This window comes from Starkeya nomas (assembly GCF_902703545.1).
Taxonomy (GTDB): Bacteria; Pseudomonadota; Alphaproteobacteria; order Rhizobiales; family Xanthobacteraceae; genus Ancylobacter; species Ancylobacter moscoviensis.
Window position 1 is genome coordinate 3,642,741 of sequence record NZ_CACSAS010000001.1, and the last position, 17,405, is coordinate 3,660,145.

Below are 17,405 nucleotides of genomic sequence, written 5' to 3' on the forward strand. Positions count from 1 at the left end.
TGTCGGCAGAGCGGTGGCGGGGCGGGCCTACGCCACCGCCTTCTGGCACCTCAGCAGCATGCCGAAGAGATCGCGCGGATCGTCCGGGTCCGCCAGCAGGTCGAGTTCCTCGTAGAGGCCCGTCCCGGCGATCTTGTCGCGCACATAGCGCAGCGCGGAGAAGTCCTCGGTGGCGAAGCCCACGCTGTCGAACAGCGTGATCTGGCGCGCGTCGCGACGCCCCTCCCGCTTGCCGGCGATGACTTCCCAGAGCTCGTTGACCGGGTAGTCCGGCGGCAATTGCTGGATTTCGCCCTCGATGCGCGTCTGCGGCGGGTATTCGACGAAGATATCGGAGCGCCGCAATATGTCCGGGTGCAGCTCGGTCTTGCCGGGGCAATCGCCGCCCACCGCGTTGATGTGCACGCCCGGCCCGACCATGTTGTCGGTAAGGATAGTCGCGAGCTGCTTGTCGGCGGTGACGGTGGTGATGATCTGCGCCCCTTCCACCGCCTCCTCGGGCGAGCGGCAGGTCTCGATGGCGAAGCCCTGACCGGCGAGATTGCGCGCGCATTTGGCGGTGGCCGCAGGATCGAGATCGTAGAGCCGCAGCCGGTCGATGCCGAGCAGGGCCTTGAAGGCCATCGCCTGGAACTCGCTCTGCGCGCCATTGCCGATGATCGCCATGCAGCGCGCGCCCTTCGGCGCCAGATAGCGCGCGGCGAGCGAGGAGGTCGCAGCGGTGCGCAGCGCGGTGAGCAGCGTCATCTCGGTCAGCAGCATCGGGTAGCCATTGCCCGCATCCGAGAGCGCGCCGAACGCCACCACCGTCTGCAGCCCCTCCCGCATGTTCTTCGGGTGGCCGTTGACGTATTTGAAGCCGTAGAGCTGCCCGTCGCTGGTCGGCATCAGCTCGATCACCCCCTCCGCCGAATGCGCGGCGACGCGGGGGGTCTTGTCGAAGACCTCCCAGCGGCGGAAGTCCTCCTCGACATAGCCCGCCAGCTCCTTCAGGAACGTCTCCACGCCGATCCGAAGCACCAGCTTCATCATGTGGTCGACGCTGACGAACGGCACGATGTTCAGGTGGGGCGCGCGAACCATCAGAAGCTCCTTGTCGGGCGGTCGAGAACGCGGCGGCCCATCAGGCTGCCGGTCAGGTCCACCAGCAGCCGCGCGGTACGGCCGCGCTCGTCGAGGAAGGGGTTGAGCTCCACGAGATCGAGGCTGGTGACGAGGCCGCTGTCGTGCAGCATCTCCATAACCAGATGAGCCTCGCGGAAGGTGGCGCCGCCCGGCACCGTCGTGCCGACGCCCGGCGCGATGTCCGGGTCGAGGAAGTCGACGTCGAGGCTGACATGCAGCATTCCGTCCTCGGCCGCCACCTTCTCCAGGAAGGAGCGCAGCAGCACGCCGACGCCGTGCTCGTCGATCATGCGCATGTCGTGGACGGTGATCGCCGTGCGGGCCAGCGCCTCGCGCTCGGCGGGATCGACGCTGCGTATGCCGATCATGCAGACGCGGGCGGGATCGACCGGCGCCGCCAGCGGCGGCAGATAGCCCTCGAAACCCTCGTGGCCGGTGAAATAGGCCATCGGCACGCCGTGCAGATTGCCACTCTGCGTGGTCTCCAGCGTATGGAAATCGGTGTGCGCGTCGAGCCACAGCACGAAGAGCGGACGCCCCGCCTCCGCCGCCCGGCGCGCCACGCCCGCCACCGTGCCGGCCGAAAGGGCGTGATCGCCGCCGAGGAAGATCGGCATCGCGCCTTCGCTTTCGCGGTACGCCACCTCGGCCAGCAGCTCCGTCCACGCCGCCATGTCGGCGAGGTGGTGCACCGCGCCGTTGGGATGGCGAAGGTCAGGAATGTCGGCGGGAACGACGTTGCCGAGGTCGCTGACGCGGTAGCCCAGTTCCTCCAGCGCAGCACGCAGCCCCGCGGTGCGCAACGCGCTCGGCCCCATCTCGCAGCCCAGATGCCCAGCCCCGACCTGGATGGGGGCGCCGATCAGCGTGCAGCGGGTGTTCCTGGGTTCGGTCATCATGTCCCGTCGAATACGCGATCCGGAGATCGAATCTGGTGTCGCCACCATTTCGGCACACGACGCTGGCAGTTTGAACAGGCCAAATTGCCGGATATGATAGGTCTTCTTGCCAAAACGGCGGACACTTCGGACAAAACGTCAGTGGACGATCTCGACCAGAGACTGATCACCCTGCTGCGCCACGACGGACGGCGCAGCCTGTCGGACATCGCGCTGGATCTCGGCGTCTCGCGGGCGACAGTGCGCGCGCGCATGGAGCGTCTGGAACGCTCGGGCACCATCATCGGCTACACGGTCATCCTGCGCGCCGACGCTGTGGAGCTGCCGGTGCGGGGCATCATGATGGTGGAGGTGGAAGGCCATTCGGCCGACCGCGTCATCCAGGCGCTCGGCGGCTTCCCGGAGATATCGAGCGTTCACACGACGAACGGCCGCTGGGACCTCGTCGTCGAACTCTCCACCTCGACGCTGACGGATTTCGACCACGTGCTCCGGCGAATCCGCCTCATCCCCGGCATCACCGGCAGCGAGACCAGCCTGCTGCTGGCGACGCCGCGCAGCACAAGGGCGAAACTGTAACAAGGGCGAAGCCGTGAGCGCGGGCCGCGCTAGCGCCGCCGCTCCAGCGTGGCGAAGAACAGGATGGTGAGGCCCAGCACGATGAGCAGCAGCACGAAGGCGGCGGCCGCGCCCTCGTTGAGCGAGAGGCCGAGGAAGGCCCGGCGATAGGCGAAGAAGCTCAGCACCTCGGTCGCGTTGCCCGGCCCGCCCTTGGTGAGGATGTAGGGCAGGTCGTAGGTGCGGAACTCGTTGATGAGCTGGATGATGACGGCGATCGCCGCCACCGGCCGCAGCATCGGTAGGGTGATGTACCAGAATTGCTGGAGCGGCGTGGCGCCGTCCACCTCCGCGGCTTCGTAGGGGTCGCGCGGCAGCGAGGCGAGGCCGGCGGCGAGGATCAGCACCACGAAGGAGGTCTGCTGCCAGATGTCGATGGCCGCCATCGTCCACAAAGCGAGGTCCGCATTGCCCAGCCAGTCGATGCGCGGCAGGCCGAGGCTCTCCATCACCTGATTGGCGATGCCGAGATTGGGCTGCAGCAGCATGCGCCAGATCAGCGCCACGCTGACCGGCGACATCGCCATCGGGATGGTCAGCACCGCGAAATAGACCGGCTTCATCGTCACCGTGCGGTTGAGCATCAGCGCGATGCCCAGCCCGATGACGAACTCGCCGAGGACGGTGACGACCGAATATTTGATGGTCAGCCACAGCGCGCTCCAGAACAGTGGGTCGGCCATGACGGTGGCGAAGTTCTTCAGCCCGACGAAGGGCTGGAGCATCGGCTTGAGCAGCGTCAGCGAGGAAAGCGAGATGAGCGCCGCATAGACCAGCGGGAAGCCCATGACGATGGCGAGCGTCAGCAGCCCCGGCGCGGCGAAGGCCCAGCCGGTCCGCCAATCCCGATCCGCAAATGCCGGAACGCGCATGCTCGTCTTTCCGTCTCGTCGGGGTCAGAAAAGCCGGCGCGCCGAACCGAGGGGGTGGTCGGCGCGCCGGACGGCGGACACTTCGGGGGAAGCGCCCGCCAAGGCGATCAGTCGGTGAAGAGCGCGATCATTTGGCGAGAAGCTGGGTCAGGCCGTCGGCCGCCGCTTTCAGCGCGTCCTCGGGCTTGGCCTGGCCGCCGGCCGCCAGCGAGAGCTGGGCGCCCAGCACGTCCTCGTACTGCGCCGAATAGGCGAAGATCGGGAAGGACTTGCCGGAGGCGACGATGTCGAGGCCGGTCTTGTAGAAGGGGTACTTCTTCAGCACCTCCTCATCCTCGAACACGTCCGAGCGCACCGGCGCATGGCCTTCCAGCGCGCGGGCGATCGAGACCTTCTTGCCCTGCACCCACTCGATGAACTTCCAGGCCGCGGCCTTGGATTCGTCGGAGGTGTTCTTCGGAATGCCCCAACCCCAGCCGCCGCTCTCGCCATGGCCGCCGGGCATGACCGACAGCGCCAGCTTGCCGGCGACTTCCGGGCACTTCTCCTTGTTGTCGAGCTGCGGCAGCATCCACCAGTAGGTGACCATGCTGAACGCCTTGCCCGCGCACATCAGGCGCATCGTGTCGTCGAGCGTGGCCGACAGCGCGCCCTGCTGGGCGCCGTTCTGCACGTTGTCGGCGTAGAGCTTGAGCGCGGTCAGCCCTTCCGGGCTGTTCAGCACCACCTTGCGGCCGGCGTCGAGATAGGCGCCGCCGGAGGAGAACAGGTAGTTGGAGAACTCCATGGCGTTCGGATCGCCGCGCTGCGCCTGCATGGCGGCGCCGACGACATTGCCGCCGGCCTTGAAGAACTTGGAGAGCTCCACATACTCGGCGAGCGTCTTCGGCAAGGCGAGTTCCTTGCCGGTCTTGGCCTTGTAGTCGGCCTTGACCTTGGCGTCATCGAGCAGGTCGGCCCGGTAGATCAGGCCCATGGAGTAGTTGTACATGGGCAGGATCGGCGTCGCGTCCTTTGTCTGGCCGAGCAGCTCCAGCATGGACGGAATGAAGGGCTTCAGGTCGAAGCCGGACTTGGCGATATAGGGGTTCAGGTCCTCCAGCCAGCCGGCGGTGGGGAACTCGCCGGCCCACAGGAAATCGACCTCCAGCACATTGTAGTAGCTCTCCGGCGAGACGAGCTGGGCCACCAGCTTGTCGTGCATGTCGCCATAGCCGATCTTCTCGAACTCGACCTTGATGCCGGTTTCCTTCTCGAATTCCGGCAGCAGCTTCTCGATGATCTGCGTCTCCGGCACGTCCTCCATGAGGGCGCGCAGCGTGACGTTCTGGGCGTGCGCCGAACCGGCCGCCGCCAGCAGGGTGGCGCCGAGCAGGGCGGCCTTGAGGCTACACTTCAACTGCATCTGGTTCTCCTGTTCCTCTGGTACGGGCACTGTTTCGCCCGCTTGTTGGCGCGCGCCCGGCCGGGCGCGGCGCAATCGACGTCACTTCACACTGCCGAAAGTCAGGCCCTGGACGATGAAGCGCTGGATGAAGCGGGAGGCGATCACCAGCGGCAGCACGGCGAGCACCACCCCGGCGGAGACCTTGGCGATCTGCACGCCGTTCGATGTCTGGAGCGAGGCGAGCGCCACCGGCACGGTGGCGGTCTGCGGACCGCTGAGCACCAGCGCGAACAGGAACTCGTTCCAGGTAAGGATGAAGCCGAGCACGCCGGCGGCCGCGATGCCCGGCAGCGAGACCGGCAGCACGATCCGCCAGAAGGCGCCCCAGGCGGTCGCCCCATCCGTCTGCGCCGCCCATTCGAGATCGACCGGAATGCCCTCGAAGAAGCCCATCAGGATCCAGATGAGGAAGGGCAGGTTCACCGCCGCGTAGACGATGATCAGGCCGGTCAGCGAATTGGTGAGGCCGACGGTGCGCAGCAGCGCGAAGGCGGGCAGCACGATCGCCACCGGCGGCAGCATCTGCGTCGCCAGCACCGCGAAGCGCCCGGCCCGCCCCCCGGTCTTGAAGCGGGCGAAGGCATAGCCGGTCATCGCCGCGAAGGGCAGCGCGACCACGACCGAGCCGAGGGCGACGATCAGGCTGTTGAGGTAGGACTGGCCGTAGCGGGTCGAGGTGAACAGCGCGACGTAATTGTCGAGCGTCGCCGCCGGCATCAGCTCCGGCGAATAGGACAGCGGCTCCGGCAGGAAGCTGGTGCGGACCACCCAGAGGATGGGCAGGAGGATGACGGCGCAGGTCAGAAGCAACCCGAGATGAAGTGCGACGCGCCGCATGGCCTCCCCTCCGCTTCGATCAGGATTTGACGATGCGGAGGGCGGGACGCGGAAAGGCCCGCGTCGTCTCCGGGTCGAACAGATGCATGGGCCGCGCATCGAGGTAGAGCGGAACGCTCGCTCCCACCGGCGCCGTGAAATGACGCGAGAGCCGGGCGGCGATCTCCACCGGCTTTCCGCCCGTGCCGCCGATCTGGCCGACGAGAATGTTCTCGACGCCGAGCGCCTCCATCGCCACCACGGTCACGTCGATGCGCACGCAGCCGGGCTGGGGCGTCTCGTGCAGGTCCTCGGGACGCAGCCCGAAGATCACCTCGCGCCCGGCCACCGGCGCATAGGCGGTCCGGTGCATGTCCGGCACCGGCACGTCGAGGCCGTCGCCGATGACGGCGAGCCCGTCGCCCCGGCCTTCCAGCCGGGCGGGGATCAGGTTCATCGGCGGCGTGGCGAGAAAGCGGGCGACGAAGGTGTCGACCGGGTTGGCGTAGACCTCCAGCGGCTTGCCGACCTGGATCATGCTGCCCTCGCGCATGATGCAGATGCGGTCGCCCATGGTCATCGCCTCCACCTGGTCGTGGGTGACGTGGACGATGGTGCGGCCGAGCCGGCGGTGCAGCTTCACGAGCTCGAGCCGCATCTCCGCGCGCAGCTGCGCGTCGAGATTGGACAGCGGTTCGTCGAGGAGGAAGGCGACGGGATCGCGCACGATGGCGCGGCCGAGAGCGACGCGCTGGCGCTGGCCGCCCGAGAGCGCCGCCGGCTTGCGGTCGAGATAGGGGGTGAGGCCGAGCAGGCCCGCCGCCTCGCGGATCTTCTCGTCGATGACGGCTTTGCCCACGCCGCGCATCTTGAGGCCGAAGCCCATATTGTCGCGCACGCTCATGTGCGGGTAGAGCGCGTAGGACTGGAACACGACGGCGATGTTGCGGTCGCGCGGGGGCACGTTGTTCACGCTCCGCCCGCCGATGCGCAGATCGCCCGAGGAGATGCCCTCCAGCCCGGCGATCATGCGCAGCGTGGTCGACTTCCCGCAGCCCGAGGGGCCGAGGAAGATCACGAACTCGCCTTCTCCGATGGAAAGATCCACGTCACGCACGCCATAGGCGCCGTTGGCGTAGAGCTTGGAGACATGATCGAGCTCGATCGACGACATCAGCAATCCTCTGCCCGGAACGGGAACCGCCCCGTCGCGCGGGAAGCACCGGAGGGTTTTCCCAGGCCGGGGCACCGGCAGTTCGCGGATAGTAGTGGAACAAAAACGAACATCGCAAGCACTAATTCGAACGGATCAGTTCTGCAACCGATCACATTCGCACAGCACGCCCGACCTCAGGTCGTGTAGACGCCGCCGGTGACGTTGACGCCCTGCCCGGTCATGAAGCGGGCCTGCTCCGAACACAGGAAGACCACCACGTCGGCGACGTCCTCCGGCTGCTCCAGCCGGCCGAGCGGGGTCTGGGCGATGTAGTCGTCGACCACCCGCTGCGGGGTCACGCCGCGCAGCGTCGCTTCCCACTGCACCTCGCGCGATTGCATGCCGGTCGCCACGAAACCCGGGCAGACGGCATTGACGCGGATTCCCTTGGAGGCAAGCTCGCGGGCCAGCGCCTGCGTCCAGCCGAGGACGGCGAACTTGGACGCCGAGTAATGCGCCAGCAGCGGCGCGCCGACCTTGGCGGCGAGCGAGGCGGTGTTGACGATGCAGCCCTTGCCCTTCGCCACGAAATGCCGGGCCACGATCTGGTTGGTGAGGAACACGCCGCGCGTGTTGACGTCGAAGTTGAAGTCCCACTCCTCGTCGGTCAGTTCCAGCGCCGCCTGCATGGTCGAGACGCCGGCATTGGCGACCAGCAGGTCGCAACCGCCGAGCAGATCGAGCACACGGGCGAACCCCGCCTCGACCGAAGCCCGCTGGCGTACATCCACCTGGACCGCCACGGCGCCGCCGCCAATCGCCACCGCCGCGTCCTCGGCCGCCGCGAGATTGATATCGCCGATCGCGACCCGCACGCCCTGGCGGGCCAGGGCCGTGGCGATGGCCCGCCCGATCCCCGTCGCCGCCCCCGTCACGAAGGCCAGCCGGCCGGAAAGTTCGGGGTAGACAGGCGTCGGGGCGGTCGTGGGGATCATGGTCGGCTCCTCATGTTCGACGTGCACTTTATCCGAACATCATCGCACATCAAGAACAATCTGATGTTTGATCTTGTTCGATTGATGCGCTAGAGAGGAGTGGCCGACGCGCGGCGAATCCGTTCATCTCCGACGGATCCGCAACGAGGCAGGGTGCAATGATGGCCGACGACGTGTCTTTCCCGGACAAATCCGTTGCCGAACTCGCGGCTGGCGAGGACCGCCAGCGCATGCTCTCGCATGTGCGCCACGCCCGCATTCTCGATCAGCTCGCGCTTTCCGGCTCGATCAGCGTCACCACCATCGCCGCCGAGCTGGGGGTGTCGGACATGACGATCCGCCGCGACCTGCTGGAGCTCGAACGCGAGGGCCGGCTGGTGCGCGTGCATGGCGGCGCCGTGCTCGCCGAAACCCCGGCCAGCGTCGCCATGGACAGCGAGGAGCCGCGCTTCGACGCGCGCCTGCGCCGCGGCAGCGAGGCCAAGAGCGCCATCGCCGCCTATGCCGCCGGCCTCGTCGCCGGCTACCGCACCGCCGCCATCGACGTGGGCACCACCACCTATCTCATGGCCGGCCATCTGCGCGATGTCGGACACCTGAAGATCTTCACCAACAGCCTGCGCGTCTCGGCCCTTCTCGACGGCGGCGCGGCCGAGGTCTACGTGGCCGGCGGGCGCGTGCGCCCGGAGGAGATGTCGGTGTGGGGCCCCACCGCCATCGCCCAGTTCGAGAAGCTGTGGTTCGACGTCGCGGTGCTCGGCACCTCGGGCGTCACCGCCGACGGCTTCTTCGATTATTCCTTCGAGGACACCGACATGAAGCGCGTCTATCTGCGCCGGTCGGGCCTGCGCATCCTGCTGTGCGATTCCGCGAAGTTCCAGCGCATGTCGCTGGTGCAGGTCGGCGCCCTCGCCGACATCAACATCCTCGTCACCGATGCCGAACCGCCCCCGCGCATCGCCGCCGCGCTCGCTGCCGCGCGCGTCGACCTGCGCATCGCGCCGCCGGCCCCCGCAGATTGATGCGCCCCGCGCGCGTCCCGTCCCCCAAGGAGTAGTTGGAATGGTATTCGAGTGTTTCGGCGCCAAGAAGAAGGTCGTCATCGCCATGGCCCATATCGGGGCCCTTCCCGGCGCCCCGCTCTATGACGCAGACGGTGGCCTCGACAAGCTGATCGAGGGCGTGCTGGCCGATGTCGAGAAGCTGCAGGCCGGCGGCGTCGACGCCATCATGTTCGGCAACGAGAACGACCGTCCCTACGTCTTCAAGGGCTCGCCCGCCGCGATCGCCGCCATGTCCGCCATCGTCCAGGCGGTCAAGCCGAGCCTGAAGGTGCCGTTCGGCGTCAACTATCTCTGGGATCCGGTCGCCAGCGTCTCCATCGGCGCGGTCACTGGCGCGTCCTTCGTGCGCGAGATCTTCACCGGCCTGTTCGCCTCCGACATGGGCCTGTGGGAGCCGAACGCCGCCGAGGCGGCGCGCCTGCGCCACGACCTGCGCCGCGACGACATGAAGCTGCTCTTCAACATCAACGCCGAGTTCGCCCATTCGCTGGACCAGCGTCCGATCGAGCTGCGCGCCAAGAGCGCCGTCTTCTCCTCGCTCGCCGACGCCATCCTCGTCTCCGGCCCGCTCACCGGCCAGCCGGCCGACCAGTCCCACCTCAAGAAGGTGGCCGAAACCGTCAAGGACGTGCCGATCTTCGCCAATACGGGCGTGAACATCGACAACATCCGCGACATCTTCTCCGTCGCCTCCGGCGTCGTCATCGGCACCCATTTCAAGGTCGACGGCAACACCTGGAACCCGGTCGAGGCGGGGCGCGTGTCCCGCTTCATGGACGTCGTGAACGCCATCCGCTGATCCCTCCCTCCTCCCTTCCGGTTGCTTCATGAGCTGCGTTCTCGGCCTCGACATCGGCACGACCTCGACCATCGGCCTGCTTCTCCGGCTTCCGGGGGAGATACTGGGCGTGGTCTCGCGGCCGGTCACGCTGACCTCGAAGCATGCCGGCTGGGCGGAGGAGGATCCCGCGGAATGGTGGGCGAATGTATGCGCCATCACCCGTGAGCTGATCGACACGGCCGGGATCGACCCGGCCGAGATCGCCGCCGTGGGTGTCACCGGCATGCTGCCGGCGGTCGTGCTGCTGGATGCGCAGGGCGGGCTCCTTCGCCCCTCCATCCAGCAGAGCGACGGGCGCTGCGGAGCGGAAGTCGCCGAGCTGCGCGACGAGCGCGACGAGGCCGCCTTCATCGCCAAAGCCGGCAACGGCATCAATCAGCAGCTCGTCACCGCCAAGCTGCGCTGGATCGCCCGACACGAGCCGGACGTCTTCGCGCGCATCGCCACCGTGTTCGGCTCCTACGACTATGTGAACTGGCGCCTCACCGGCGAACGGGCGGTGGAGCAGAACTGGGCACTGGAGGCCGGCTTCGTCGACGTGGCGAGCCACGAGATCGACGACGACCTCGTCGCCTGGGCGCGTATCCCGCGCGGTGCCATCCCGCGCAAGACCGCCTCGCATGAAGTGATGGGGCGCGTCTCGGCGGAAGGCGCGGTCGAAACCGGCCTCGCCCCCGGCACGCCGGTCATCGGCGGCGCGGCGGACATGATCGCCTCGGCGCTCGGCGCCGGCGTCACCCGGCGCGGCGACATATTGCTCAAATTCGGCGGCGCCATCGACATCCTCGTCGCCACCGATCAGGTAAAGCCCGATCCGCGCCTCTATCTCGACTATCACCTCATCCCCGGCCTGTTCATGCCCAACGGGTGCATGTCGACCGGCGGCTCGGGACTCAACTGGTTCGTGCGCAACTTCGCCGGCGGCGAGGCGGCGGCCGCCGAGTGCGCCGGGTTGAGCCTGCACCAGCATCTCGACCGCCTCGCCGACGCCCGCCCCGCCGGTGCGGAAGGGCTGACCGTCCTGCCTTATTTCCTCGGCGAGAAGACCCCGATCCACGATCCCGCCGCGCGAGGCGTCGTGGACGGGCTCACCCTCTCGCACGATATCGGCCATGTGTGGCGGGCGCTGCTGGAAGGCTACGCCTACGCCTGCGCCCACCATGTCGAAGTGCTCCGCGACATGGGGCATGCCGCCGCCCGCGTCATGGTCTCGGACGGCGGCTCGAACTCGCGCGTGTGGATGCAGATCATCGCCGATGTGCTGCAGCAGCCCGTCCATCGCCTGAAGGGACATCCCGGATCCTCGCTCGGCGCGGCCTGGACGGCGGCGGTCGGCATCGGCGCGGCGGACTGGGCGGGCATCTCCCGCTTCGTCCAGCAGGACGAGACGCTGGAGCCGAACCCTGCCCACGCACAGGCCTACGCCGCCGGCTATGCGCGCTACCGCGACCTCTACCGGCGTCTCGCCGGAAGGGACGCGGCAAGGGACTCAGCATGAGCGCTCACGGGCTGCGCGCGGTCGCATGGGACATCGACGGCACGCTGATCGACAGCGAGCCCCTGCACCACCGCGCGCTCGTCGCCGCCTGCCGGGCGCTGGGCTCGGACATCTCCGACCTGCCCGACCAGGCGTTTCGCGGCATCCATATGGGCGATGTATGGAAGCAGATCGCGCCGCGCCTGCCGGCGGATGTGGCGCAGGCCGAGTGGCTGGCGCGCATCAACGACCACTATGTGGCCCATCGCGACAGCCTGATCGCGCTTCCCGGCGCCGTGGCCACCATCCGCGCGCTGGCGAGGCTCGGCGTGCCGCAGGTCTGCGTCTCCAATTCCAGCCGCAGCGTGGTGGACGCCAATATCGACGCCCTCGGCATCGCCGACGCCCTCGCCTTCTCGCTCAGCCTCGACGACGTGACGAACGGCAAGCCCGATCCCGAGCCTTACCGGTGCGCCTGCGCGCGGCTCGGGCTGCCCCCGCAGGAGGTCGCGGCGATCGAGGACAGCCGCTCGGGCGCGCTGTCGGCGCGGGCGGCGAGTCTCTACGTCGTCGGCTACACGCCGAGCGGCGGCGGCTTCGACAGCGTCGATCTGGAGATCGACCGGCTGGAGAACATCCTGCCGCTCTTCTCCTGAGGCGCGCTCAACTCGCCCCTTGAGCTTCCCGCCTATTTCGGCCGCCGGCGCGTCGCCAGCACGTTGCGGATCGAAAAGCTGGAATGGATGCGCAGCACTCCCGGCAGCGTCGACAGGATGTCGGTGTGGATACGCTCGAACTCGGCGGCGTTCTCCACCTCGACCCGCAGCAGGTAATCCGCGCCGCCGGTCATCAGGTAGCACTCCTGAATCTCCGGATGCCGGCGCACCGCCGCCTCGAAGCGCGTGAGATAATCCTCGGTCTGGCGCTCCAGCGTGATGTTGATGATCACCGCCATCGCCGCGTCGCGCGCGGAATGATCGACCAGCGCCGTGTAGCCCCGGATGACGCCGCTGTGCTCCATCAGCCTGATGCGACGCAGGCAGGTCGAGGCGGAAAGCCCCACCTCCTCGGCGATCTTCGCCGTCGGCATGCGCGCGTCGAGGCGCAGCAGCCGCAGGATGTTGCGATCGATGGCGTCGAGCGCGCTCACGGGAGCCTCTGACGGATTCAACGAAAAGATCGTCGATCCTTGCATAGAAAAGTATTCATTGAAACAAACATGCACGCATCGACCGCCCTTTGCGCGATCCTTGCACTACAATCTCCCTCCGTTCGGCAAGGGGCGTCGGCTGGCGACGCCGGCCGGGATGTCGGCAGGACGGGGACGGGGATGTTCGGCGAGATTTCGGAACGGCAGGCGACCGACACGGCGCCGGGCATCCTGACCATCGATCTCGGCGCGCTCGTCGCCAATTACCGCGCCCTGCAGCAGCGCGCCGCGCCGGCCCGGGTCGCCGGCGTAGTCAAGGCCGACGCCTACGGTCTCGGCGCCCTTCGCGTGGCCCCGGCCCTCCATGCCGCCGGCTGCCGCGATTTCTTCGTCGTCCAGCTTTCCGAAGCGCTGGCGCTGAAGCCCGCCCTTGGCGCGGACGCCCGTGTTTATGTGCTCAGCGGCCTTCAGCCCGGCGCCGAGCGCGCCTGTGCTGAAGCCGGCATCGTCCCGGTGCTGAACAGCCTCGACCAGATCGACGATTGGTCGCGCCTCGCCCGCACGCAGGGCGCCGAACTTCCCGCGCTGCTGCAGTTCGATACCGGCATGTCGCGGTTCGGCCTGTCGCCGGAGGAGGCGGAAGCCCTCGCCGCCGATCCGGCGCGCCTCGCGGGCGTGCGCGTGCTTTACCTCATGAGCCATCTCGCCTGCGCCGACGAGCCCGGCCACGCGCAGAACGCCGACCAGCTCGCCGCCATGCAGCGCGTGGCGGCCGCCTTCCCCGGCGTCGCGCTGAGCTTCGCCAATTCCGGCGGCATCTTCCTCGGCAACGACTATCACGGCGCGCTCGCGCGTCCGGGCATCGCGCTGTATGGCGGCGCCCTGACTGGCGGAACCGCCAACCCGATGACGCCGGTGGTGCGCCTCGACGTGCGGGTGATCCAGACCCGTACCGTCCCCGCCGGCGCGCGAGTCGGCTATGGCGCCACCCATGTCACCGCCGGCGAGACGCGCCTCGCAACCATCGCGGCCGGCTATGCCGACGGCCTGCCCCGTTCGTTGAGCGATCGCGGCGCGGCCTATCTGGGCGACGTGCGCCTGCCCATCGCCGGGCGCGTCTCCATGGACAGCCTGACGCTCGATGTCACCGCCCTGCCGCCGGGCACGCTTCGGGGCGGCAGCCTCGTCGAGCTGATCGGCCCGCACCAGACGCTGGAGGCCCTCGCGGCCGATGCCGGCACCATCTCCTACGAAATCCTCACCGGCCTCGGGACGCGCTACCACCGCGTCTACCGCTGAGCCGCACCAAAGAACCAGCCAGAGGCCATCATGAAGATCGTCGTTCTCGGAGCCGGCGTCATCGGCGTCACCTCCGCCTATTACCTCGCCAAGGCGGGACACGAGGTGACGGTGCTGGACCGCCAGACCGGCCCGGCGCTGGAGACCAGCTTCGCCAATGCCGGCGAGGTCTCGCCCGGCTATGCCTCGCCCTGGGCCGCACCCGGCATCCCGGTGAAGGCGGTCAAATGGCTGTTCATGAAGCACGCCCCGCTGGTCATCCGTCCGATGGCGGACCTCGCGACCTGGCGCTGGATGCTGGCGATGCTCGGCAACTGCACCGCCGCCCGCTACGCACTGAACAAGGGCCGTATGGTGCGGATCGCCGAATACAGCCGCGATTGCCTGATGGCGCTGCGGGCGGAGACCGGCATTGCCTATGACGAGCGCATGCAGGGCACGCTGCAGGTGTTCCGCACCCAGAAACAGCTCGACGGCATCGGCAAGGACATCGAGGTGCTCAAGGCCGACGGCGTGCCCTTCGAGGTGCTCGACCGCGCCGGCTGCGTCGCCGCCGAGCCCGGTCTCGCTCCCGCGGCCTCGAAGATCGTCGGCGGCCTGCGCCTGCCGGACGACGAGACCGGCGACTGCTTCAAGTTCACCAACGCGCTGGCCAAGCTCTGCGAGGGGCTGGGCGTCACCTTCCGCTACGGCGTCGATATCCGCCGGCTGAAGGTCGCGGATGGCCGGCTGACCGGCGTCGAAACGGCGACCGGCGAGGTCGGCGCCGATCTCTACGTCCTCGCCCTCGGCAGCTACGCTCCCGCTCTGGTGCGGCCGCTCGGCCTCGACCTGCCGGTCTATCCGGTGAAGGGCTACTCGCTCACCGTGCCGATCGTCGACGCCGCCCGCGCCCCGGTCTCCACCGTCATGGACGAGACCTACAAGGTCGCCATCACCCGGCTGGGAGACCGCATCCGCATCGGTGGCATGGCGGAGATCGCCGGCTTCAACCTCGACCTGCCGCCGGCGCGGCGCGCGACGCTGGAGCACTCGGCCGAAGACCTGTTCGGTGGCGCCGGCGACCAGAGCCGGGCGACCTTCTGGTGCGGCCTGCGCCCGATGACACCGGATGGCACGCCGGTCATCGGCCCGACGCGCTACCCCAACCTGTTCCTCAATGCCGGCCACGGCACGCTGGGCTGGACCATGTCCTGCGGCTCGGGCCGCGTGCTCGCCGATCTGGTCAGCGGCCGCAAGCCCGACATCGAGGCGACCGACCTCTCGCTCGCCCGCTACGCCTAAAGTCGAAGCTCCATTTGCATGCAAGCGGCCCTCCGGCCGCTTGCCCCTCTTGATTGCAGCGCTCAACCTCTCCACAACGCTCGCGCGATGACTCGGCCCGCCCTGCGGCGCCGGCCTCTCAGGTGGAACGAGGGCGCTGTCGTGACCCAAGGACTCATCCCCGGCAGCGGCGACGTGCTGCTGGTGGTCGACATCCAGAACGATTTCTGCCCTGGCGGCCGGCTCGCCGTGCCCCGGGGAGACGAGGTCGTGCCGGTGATCAACCGGCTCGCCGCCCGCTTCGCGCATGTCGTGCTCACGCAGGACTGGCACCCGCCGGGCCACCTCTCCTTCGCGTCCTCCCATCCCGACGCCCGGCCGTTCGAGACCATCGACGTCGAGTACGGCGCGCAGATCCTCTGGCCGGACCATTGCGTGCAGGGCACGCGCGGCGCCGCCTTCCGCGACGATCTCGACATCCCCCATGCCCAGCTCGTGCTGCGCAAGGGCTATCATCCCACCATCGATTCCTATTCCGCCTTCTACGAGAACGACCGGCGCACCCCCACCGGCCTCGCCAGCTACCTGCGCGAGCGCGGCATGCGCCGCGTCTTCCTCGCCGGCCTCGCCTTCGATTTCTGCGTCCGCTATTCGGCCGAGGATGCCCGGCGGGTGGGTTTTGAGACCGTGGTGATCGAGGATGCCTGCCGCAGCATCGACGTCGACGGCTCGGCGCAGGCCGCGCGCGCCCGCTTCGACGAGCTCGGCATCGCCTGCCTGCCGGCCGCCGCGATTGGCGATCCTCGCCACCGCCCATAGCCGACGATCGCGGAACAACCTCCGCCGACCATCCGTTGCCAGTCCGCACGGCGGATTGCGGGAGCGGAAGATCGGTGTGGGGGATCCGGCCGAGGATTGACTTGCCTCATGGCCGGCCTTTGGCGATCGTCCTCCAGCTCTACGGAAGAGCCTCCCGGATCAGGAGACGGAGCATGCAGGCGAAATCGACGCAGGACGACGGCAACGACGATTCCCCGCTCACCATCTCTCCGGAGAAGGTCTGCTTCATCATCGTCAAGGCGAAGGAGTTCGACGCCAAGGACGAGGTGACCGAACCCGATCCGGCCTCCAACCCGTCCGATGACGACGACATCGAGGTGCTGGAGGATCACGGCGACGATCCCGTCGTCGAGGAGTTGACCGGCTTCATCAACGCGCTGAGCGAGGACGAGCAGATCGACCTCGTCGCCCTCGCCTGGCTCGGCCGCGACGATTACGACGCGAGCGACTGGGACAGCGTGCGCGAGGAGGCGACACAGGCCCACAACGCCCGCACCGCAAGCTATCTCCTCGGCATGCCGCTGCTCGGCGATTTCCTCGAGGAGGGGCTGTCGTTGCTCGGCTATTCCTGCGGGGAGTTCGAGGAAGGCCGGCTGTGACGCCCCTTCCGTCGACCGACTCCCGAGCGGCCTGATGGCGCACGTCCTCATCGCCGGCAGCATCAATGTCGATCGCCTCTGGCGGCTCGCCGGCCCGCTTGCCGCCGGCGGACGCGTCACTCATGGCGGCACGGAGCTGCGCATCGGTGGCGGAGGCTTCGGCACCGGCGCCACGCTGCTGGCGCTGGGACATCACGTGACCCTCGTCACCACGCTCTCAACCGACGATGCCGGCCGCGCCTGCCTCGAAGCGTTGTCGCGGCTCCGTTTCGACGTACGGCATGTGCGCCTCACCGAGGCGCCGACCGTCCCGCTGGAGATCTTCATCGACCCTTCCGGCGAACGGACCATCCTCGCGCCGGCAACCACCGAGGCCCGCCGCCTCACCGCGCTGCCACCGGCGACGGTGGACATGGCCTATGTGAACGTCCGCCGGGCGGAGCCGGGCCTGCTGGCGGAGCTGGCGGGGCGCACGCGCGTCGTCGCACAGGTGCCGCTGGAGGCCGGCGAGCACCGGCCGGCCGAGATACTGGTCGCCTCCGCCTCCGACCACGCCTTCCCTTCAGGCGAGGGCGCTTTGCGGCAGGCGCGCCAGATCGGCAGCCCGGCCCTGTCGGCGCTGGTGCTGACGGACGGCGCCCGGCCCGTCGAGGTCTGCGACGACGCCGGGCGCTCGGGCGTGCCGGTCGCGCCTCTCACTCGCCCCATGGATACCACCGGCGCGGGCGATGTCTTTGCCGCCGGCCTCATCGACGGCCTGCTGCGCGGCGCGCCGGCGGTGGCGGCCGTGCGACGCGGCAACGAGATCGCCGCACGATTCCTCGCCGACCGGCGCGCCTTCTGGCATGATCCCGTGCTGAGCCTGTCGCCGGTACTGCGAGCGGAGCCGCGCTGACCTGCATCAACGCTCGCGAGCGCGAAGCCCGGCACGATACCGGGACGCC

Annotated in this window: 18 protein-coding genes; 10 read left to right on the plus strand and 8 right to left on the minus strand. The window is 68.5% G+C overall.

The window, feature by feature from the left end; translation table 11 throughout:
* Positions 1 to 27: 27 nt before the first annotated feature.
* Positions 28 to 1,083: an ornithine cyclodeaminase gene (locus STARVERO_RS17320; RefSeq protein ID WP_159600334.1), complete on the minus strand. Its 1,056-nt coding sequence runs from the start codon at positions 1,081 to 1,083 to the stop codon at positions 28 to 30.
* On the minus strand, positions 1,083 to 2,021 hold the full coding sequence (gene rocF, locus STARVERO_RS17325; protein WP_159601866.1) for an arginase: 939 nt from the start codon (positions 2,019 to 2,021) through the stop codon (positions 1,083 to 1,085). The genes STARVERO_RS17320 and rocF overlap by 1 nt, the downstream gene beginning before the upstream one ends.
* 144 nt (positions 2,022 to 2,165) lie before the next feature.
* Here rocF and STARVERO_RS17330 point away from each other — a divergent pair, with 144 nt between their 5' ends.
* Complete coding sequence (locus STARVERO_RS17330; RefSeq protein WP_144341613.1) at positions 2,166 to 2,603, plus strand: Lrp/AsnC family transcriptional regulator; 438 nt, start codon at positions 2,166 to 2,168, stop codon at positions 2,601 to 2,603.
* Between the two features lie 29 nt (positions 2,604 to 2,632).
* On the opposite strand, the gene STARVERO_RS17335 is transcribed toward STARVERO_RS17330, so the two are convergent.
* From STARVERO_RS17335 to STARVERO_RS17355, 5 genes are all read right to left on the minus strand, one after another.
* The gene (locus STARVERO_RS17335; RefSeq protein ID WP_159600336.1) at positions 2,633 to 3,514 is read right to left on the minus strand and encodes a carbohydrate ABC transporter permease; all 882 of its coding nucleotides are present in this window, start codon (positions 3,512 to 3,514) and stop codon (positions 2,633 to 2,635) included.
* A gap of 127 nt (positions 3,515 to 3,641) precedes the next feature.
* Positions 3,642 to 4,919 carry an extracellular solute-binding protein gene (locus tag STARVERO_RS17340; RefSeq protein WP_159600338.1) on the minus strand — a complete coding sequence of 426 codons (1,278 nt, stop codon included), beginning with the start codon at positions 4,917 to 4,919 and terminating at the stop codon, positions 3,642 to 3,644.
* Positions 4,920 to 5,000: 81 nt separating this feature from the next.
* Entirely contained in the window at positions 5,001 to 5,798 is a 798-nt protein-coding gene (locus STARVERO_RS17345) for a carbohydrate ABC transporter permease (protein ID WP_159600340.1), read from the minus strand.
* Between the two features lie 19 nt (positions 5,799 to 5,817).
* Positions 5,818 to 6,951 carry an ABC transporter ATP-binding protein gene (locus STARVERO_RS17350; RefSeq protein ID WP_159600342.1) on the minus strand — a complete coding sequence of 378 codons (1,134 nt, stop codon included), beginning with the start codon at positions 6,949 to 6,951 and terminating at the stop codon, positions 5,818 to 5,820.
* A gap of 176 nt (positions 6,952 to 7,127) precedes the next feature.
* The gene (locus tag STARVERO_RS17355) at positions 7,128 to 7,928 is read right to left on the minus strand and encodes an SDR family NAD(P)-dependent oxidoreductase (RefSeq protein WP_186291821.1); all 801 of its coding nucleotides are present in this window, start codon (positions 7,926 to 7,928) and stop codon (positions 7,128 to 7,130) included.
* A 161-nt stretch (positions 7,929 to 8,089) separates the two neighbouring features.
* Between STARVERO_RS17355 and STARVERO_RS17360 the strand changes: the two genes are divergently transcribed.
* Genes STARVERO_RS17360 through STARVERO_RS17375 form a run of 4 tightly spaced genes read left to right on the plus strand, consistent with a single transcriptional unit; the run spans position 8,090 to position 11,966 of the window.
* Complete coding sequence (locus STARVERO_RS17360) at positions 8,090 to 8,950, plus strand: DeoR/GlpR family DNA-binding transcription regulator (RefSeq protein ID WP_159601868.1); 861 nt, start codon at positions 8,090 to 8,092, stop codon at positions 8,948 to 8,950.
* A 40-nt stretch (positions 8,951 to 8,990) separates the two neighbouring features.
* The gene (locus STARVERO_RS17365; RefSeq protein ID WP_144341608.1) at positions 8,991 to 9,791 is read left to right on the plus strand and encodes a BtpA/SgcQ family protein; all 801 of its coding nucleotides are present in this window, start codon (positions 8,991 to 8,993) and stop codon (positions 9,789 to 9,791) included.
* 28 nt (positions 9,792 to 9,819) lie between these two features.
* Entirely contained in the window at positions 9,820 to 11,331 is a 1,512-nt protein-coding gene (locus STARVERO_RS17370) for an FGGY-family carbohydrate kinase (RefSeq protein ID WP_159600344.1), read from the plus strand.
* Positions 11,328 to 11,966: an HAD family hydrolase gene (locus tag STARVERO_RS17375; RefSeq protein ID WP_159600346.1), complete on the plus strand. Its 639-nt coding sequence runs from the start codon at positions 11,328 to 11,330 to the stop codon at positions 11,964 to 11,966. Before STARVERO_RS17370 ends, STARVERO_RS17375 begins: the two co-directional genes overlap by 4 nt.
* A 32-nt stretch (positions 11,967 to 11,998) precedes the next feature.
* On the opposite strand, the gene STARVERO_RS17380 is transcribed toward STARVERO_RS17375, so the two are convergent.
* On the minus strand, positions 11,999 to 12,460 hold the full coding sequence (locus STARVERO_RS17380) for an Lrp/AsnC family transcriptional regulator (RefSeq protein ID WP_144341605.1): 462 nt from the start codon (positions 12,458 to 12,460) through the stop codon (positions 11,999 to 12,001).
* Between the two features lie 180 nt (positions 12,461 to 12,640).
* Between STARVERO_RS17380 and alr the strand changes: the two genes are divergently transcribed.
* The 5 genes from alr to STARVERO_RS17405 all read left to right on the plus strand — a co-directional run bounded on the left by alr (position 12,641) and on the right by STARVERO_RS17405 (position 17,356).
* Complete coding sequence (gene alr / locus STARVERO_RS17385; protein ID WP_159600348.1) at positions 12,641 to 13,759, plus strand: alanine racemase; 1,119 nt, start codon at positions 12,641 to 12,643, stop codon at positions 13,757 to 13,759.
* Positions 13,760 to 13,789: 30 nt separating this feature from the next.
* Positions 13,790 to 15,043, plus strand: a complete 1,254-nt coding sequence (locus STARVERO_RS17390; RefSeq protein WP_159600350.1) for a D-amino acid dehydrogenase — start codon at positions 13,790 to 13,792, stop codon at positions 15,041 to 15,043.
* A 141-nt stretch (positions 15,044 to 15,184) separates the two neighbouring features.
* On the plus strand, positions 15,185 to 15,841 hold the full coding sequence (pncA, locus tag STARVERO_RS17395) for a bifunctional nicotinamidase/pyrazinamidase (RefSeq protein ID WP_244616804.1): 657 nt from the start codon (positions 15,185 to 15,187) through the stop codon (positions 15,839 to 15,841).
* A 173-nt stretch (positions 15,842 to 16,014) separates the two neighbouring features.
* Entirely contained in the window at positions 16,015 to 16,461 is a 447-nt protein-coding gene (locus STARVERO_RS17400; RefSeq protein WP_159600354.1) for a DUF3775 domain-containing protein, read from the plus strand.
* Between the two features lie 34 nt (positions 16,462 to 16,495).
* Positions 16,496 to 17,356: a PfkB family carbohydrate kinase gene (locus STARVERO_RS17405; protein WP_159600356.1), complete on the plus strand. Its 861-nt coding sequence runs from the start codon at positions 16,496 to 16,498 to the stop codon at positions 17,354 to 17,356.
* The last annotated feature ends 49 nt before the right edge of the window (positions 17,357 to 17,405 follow it).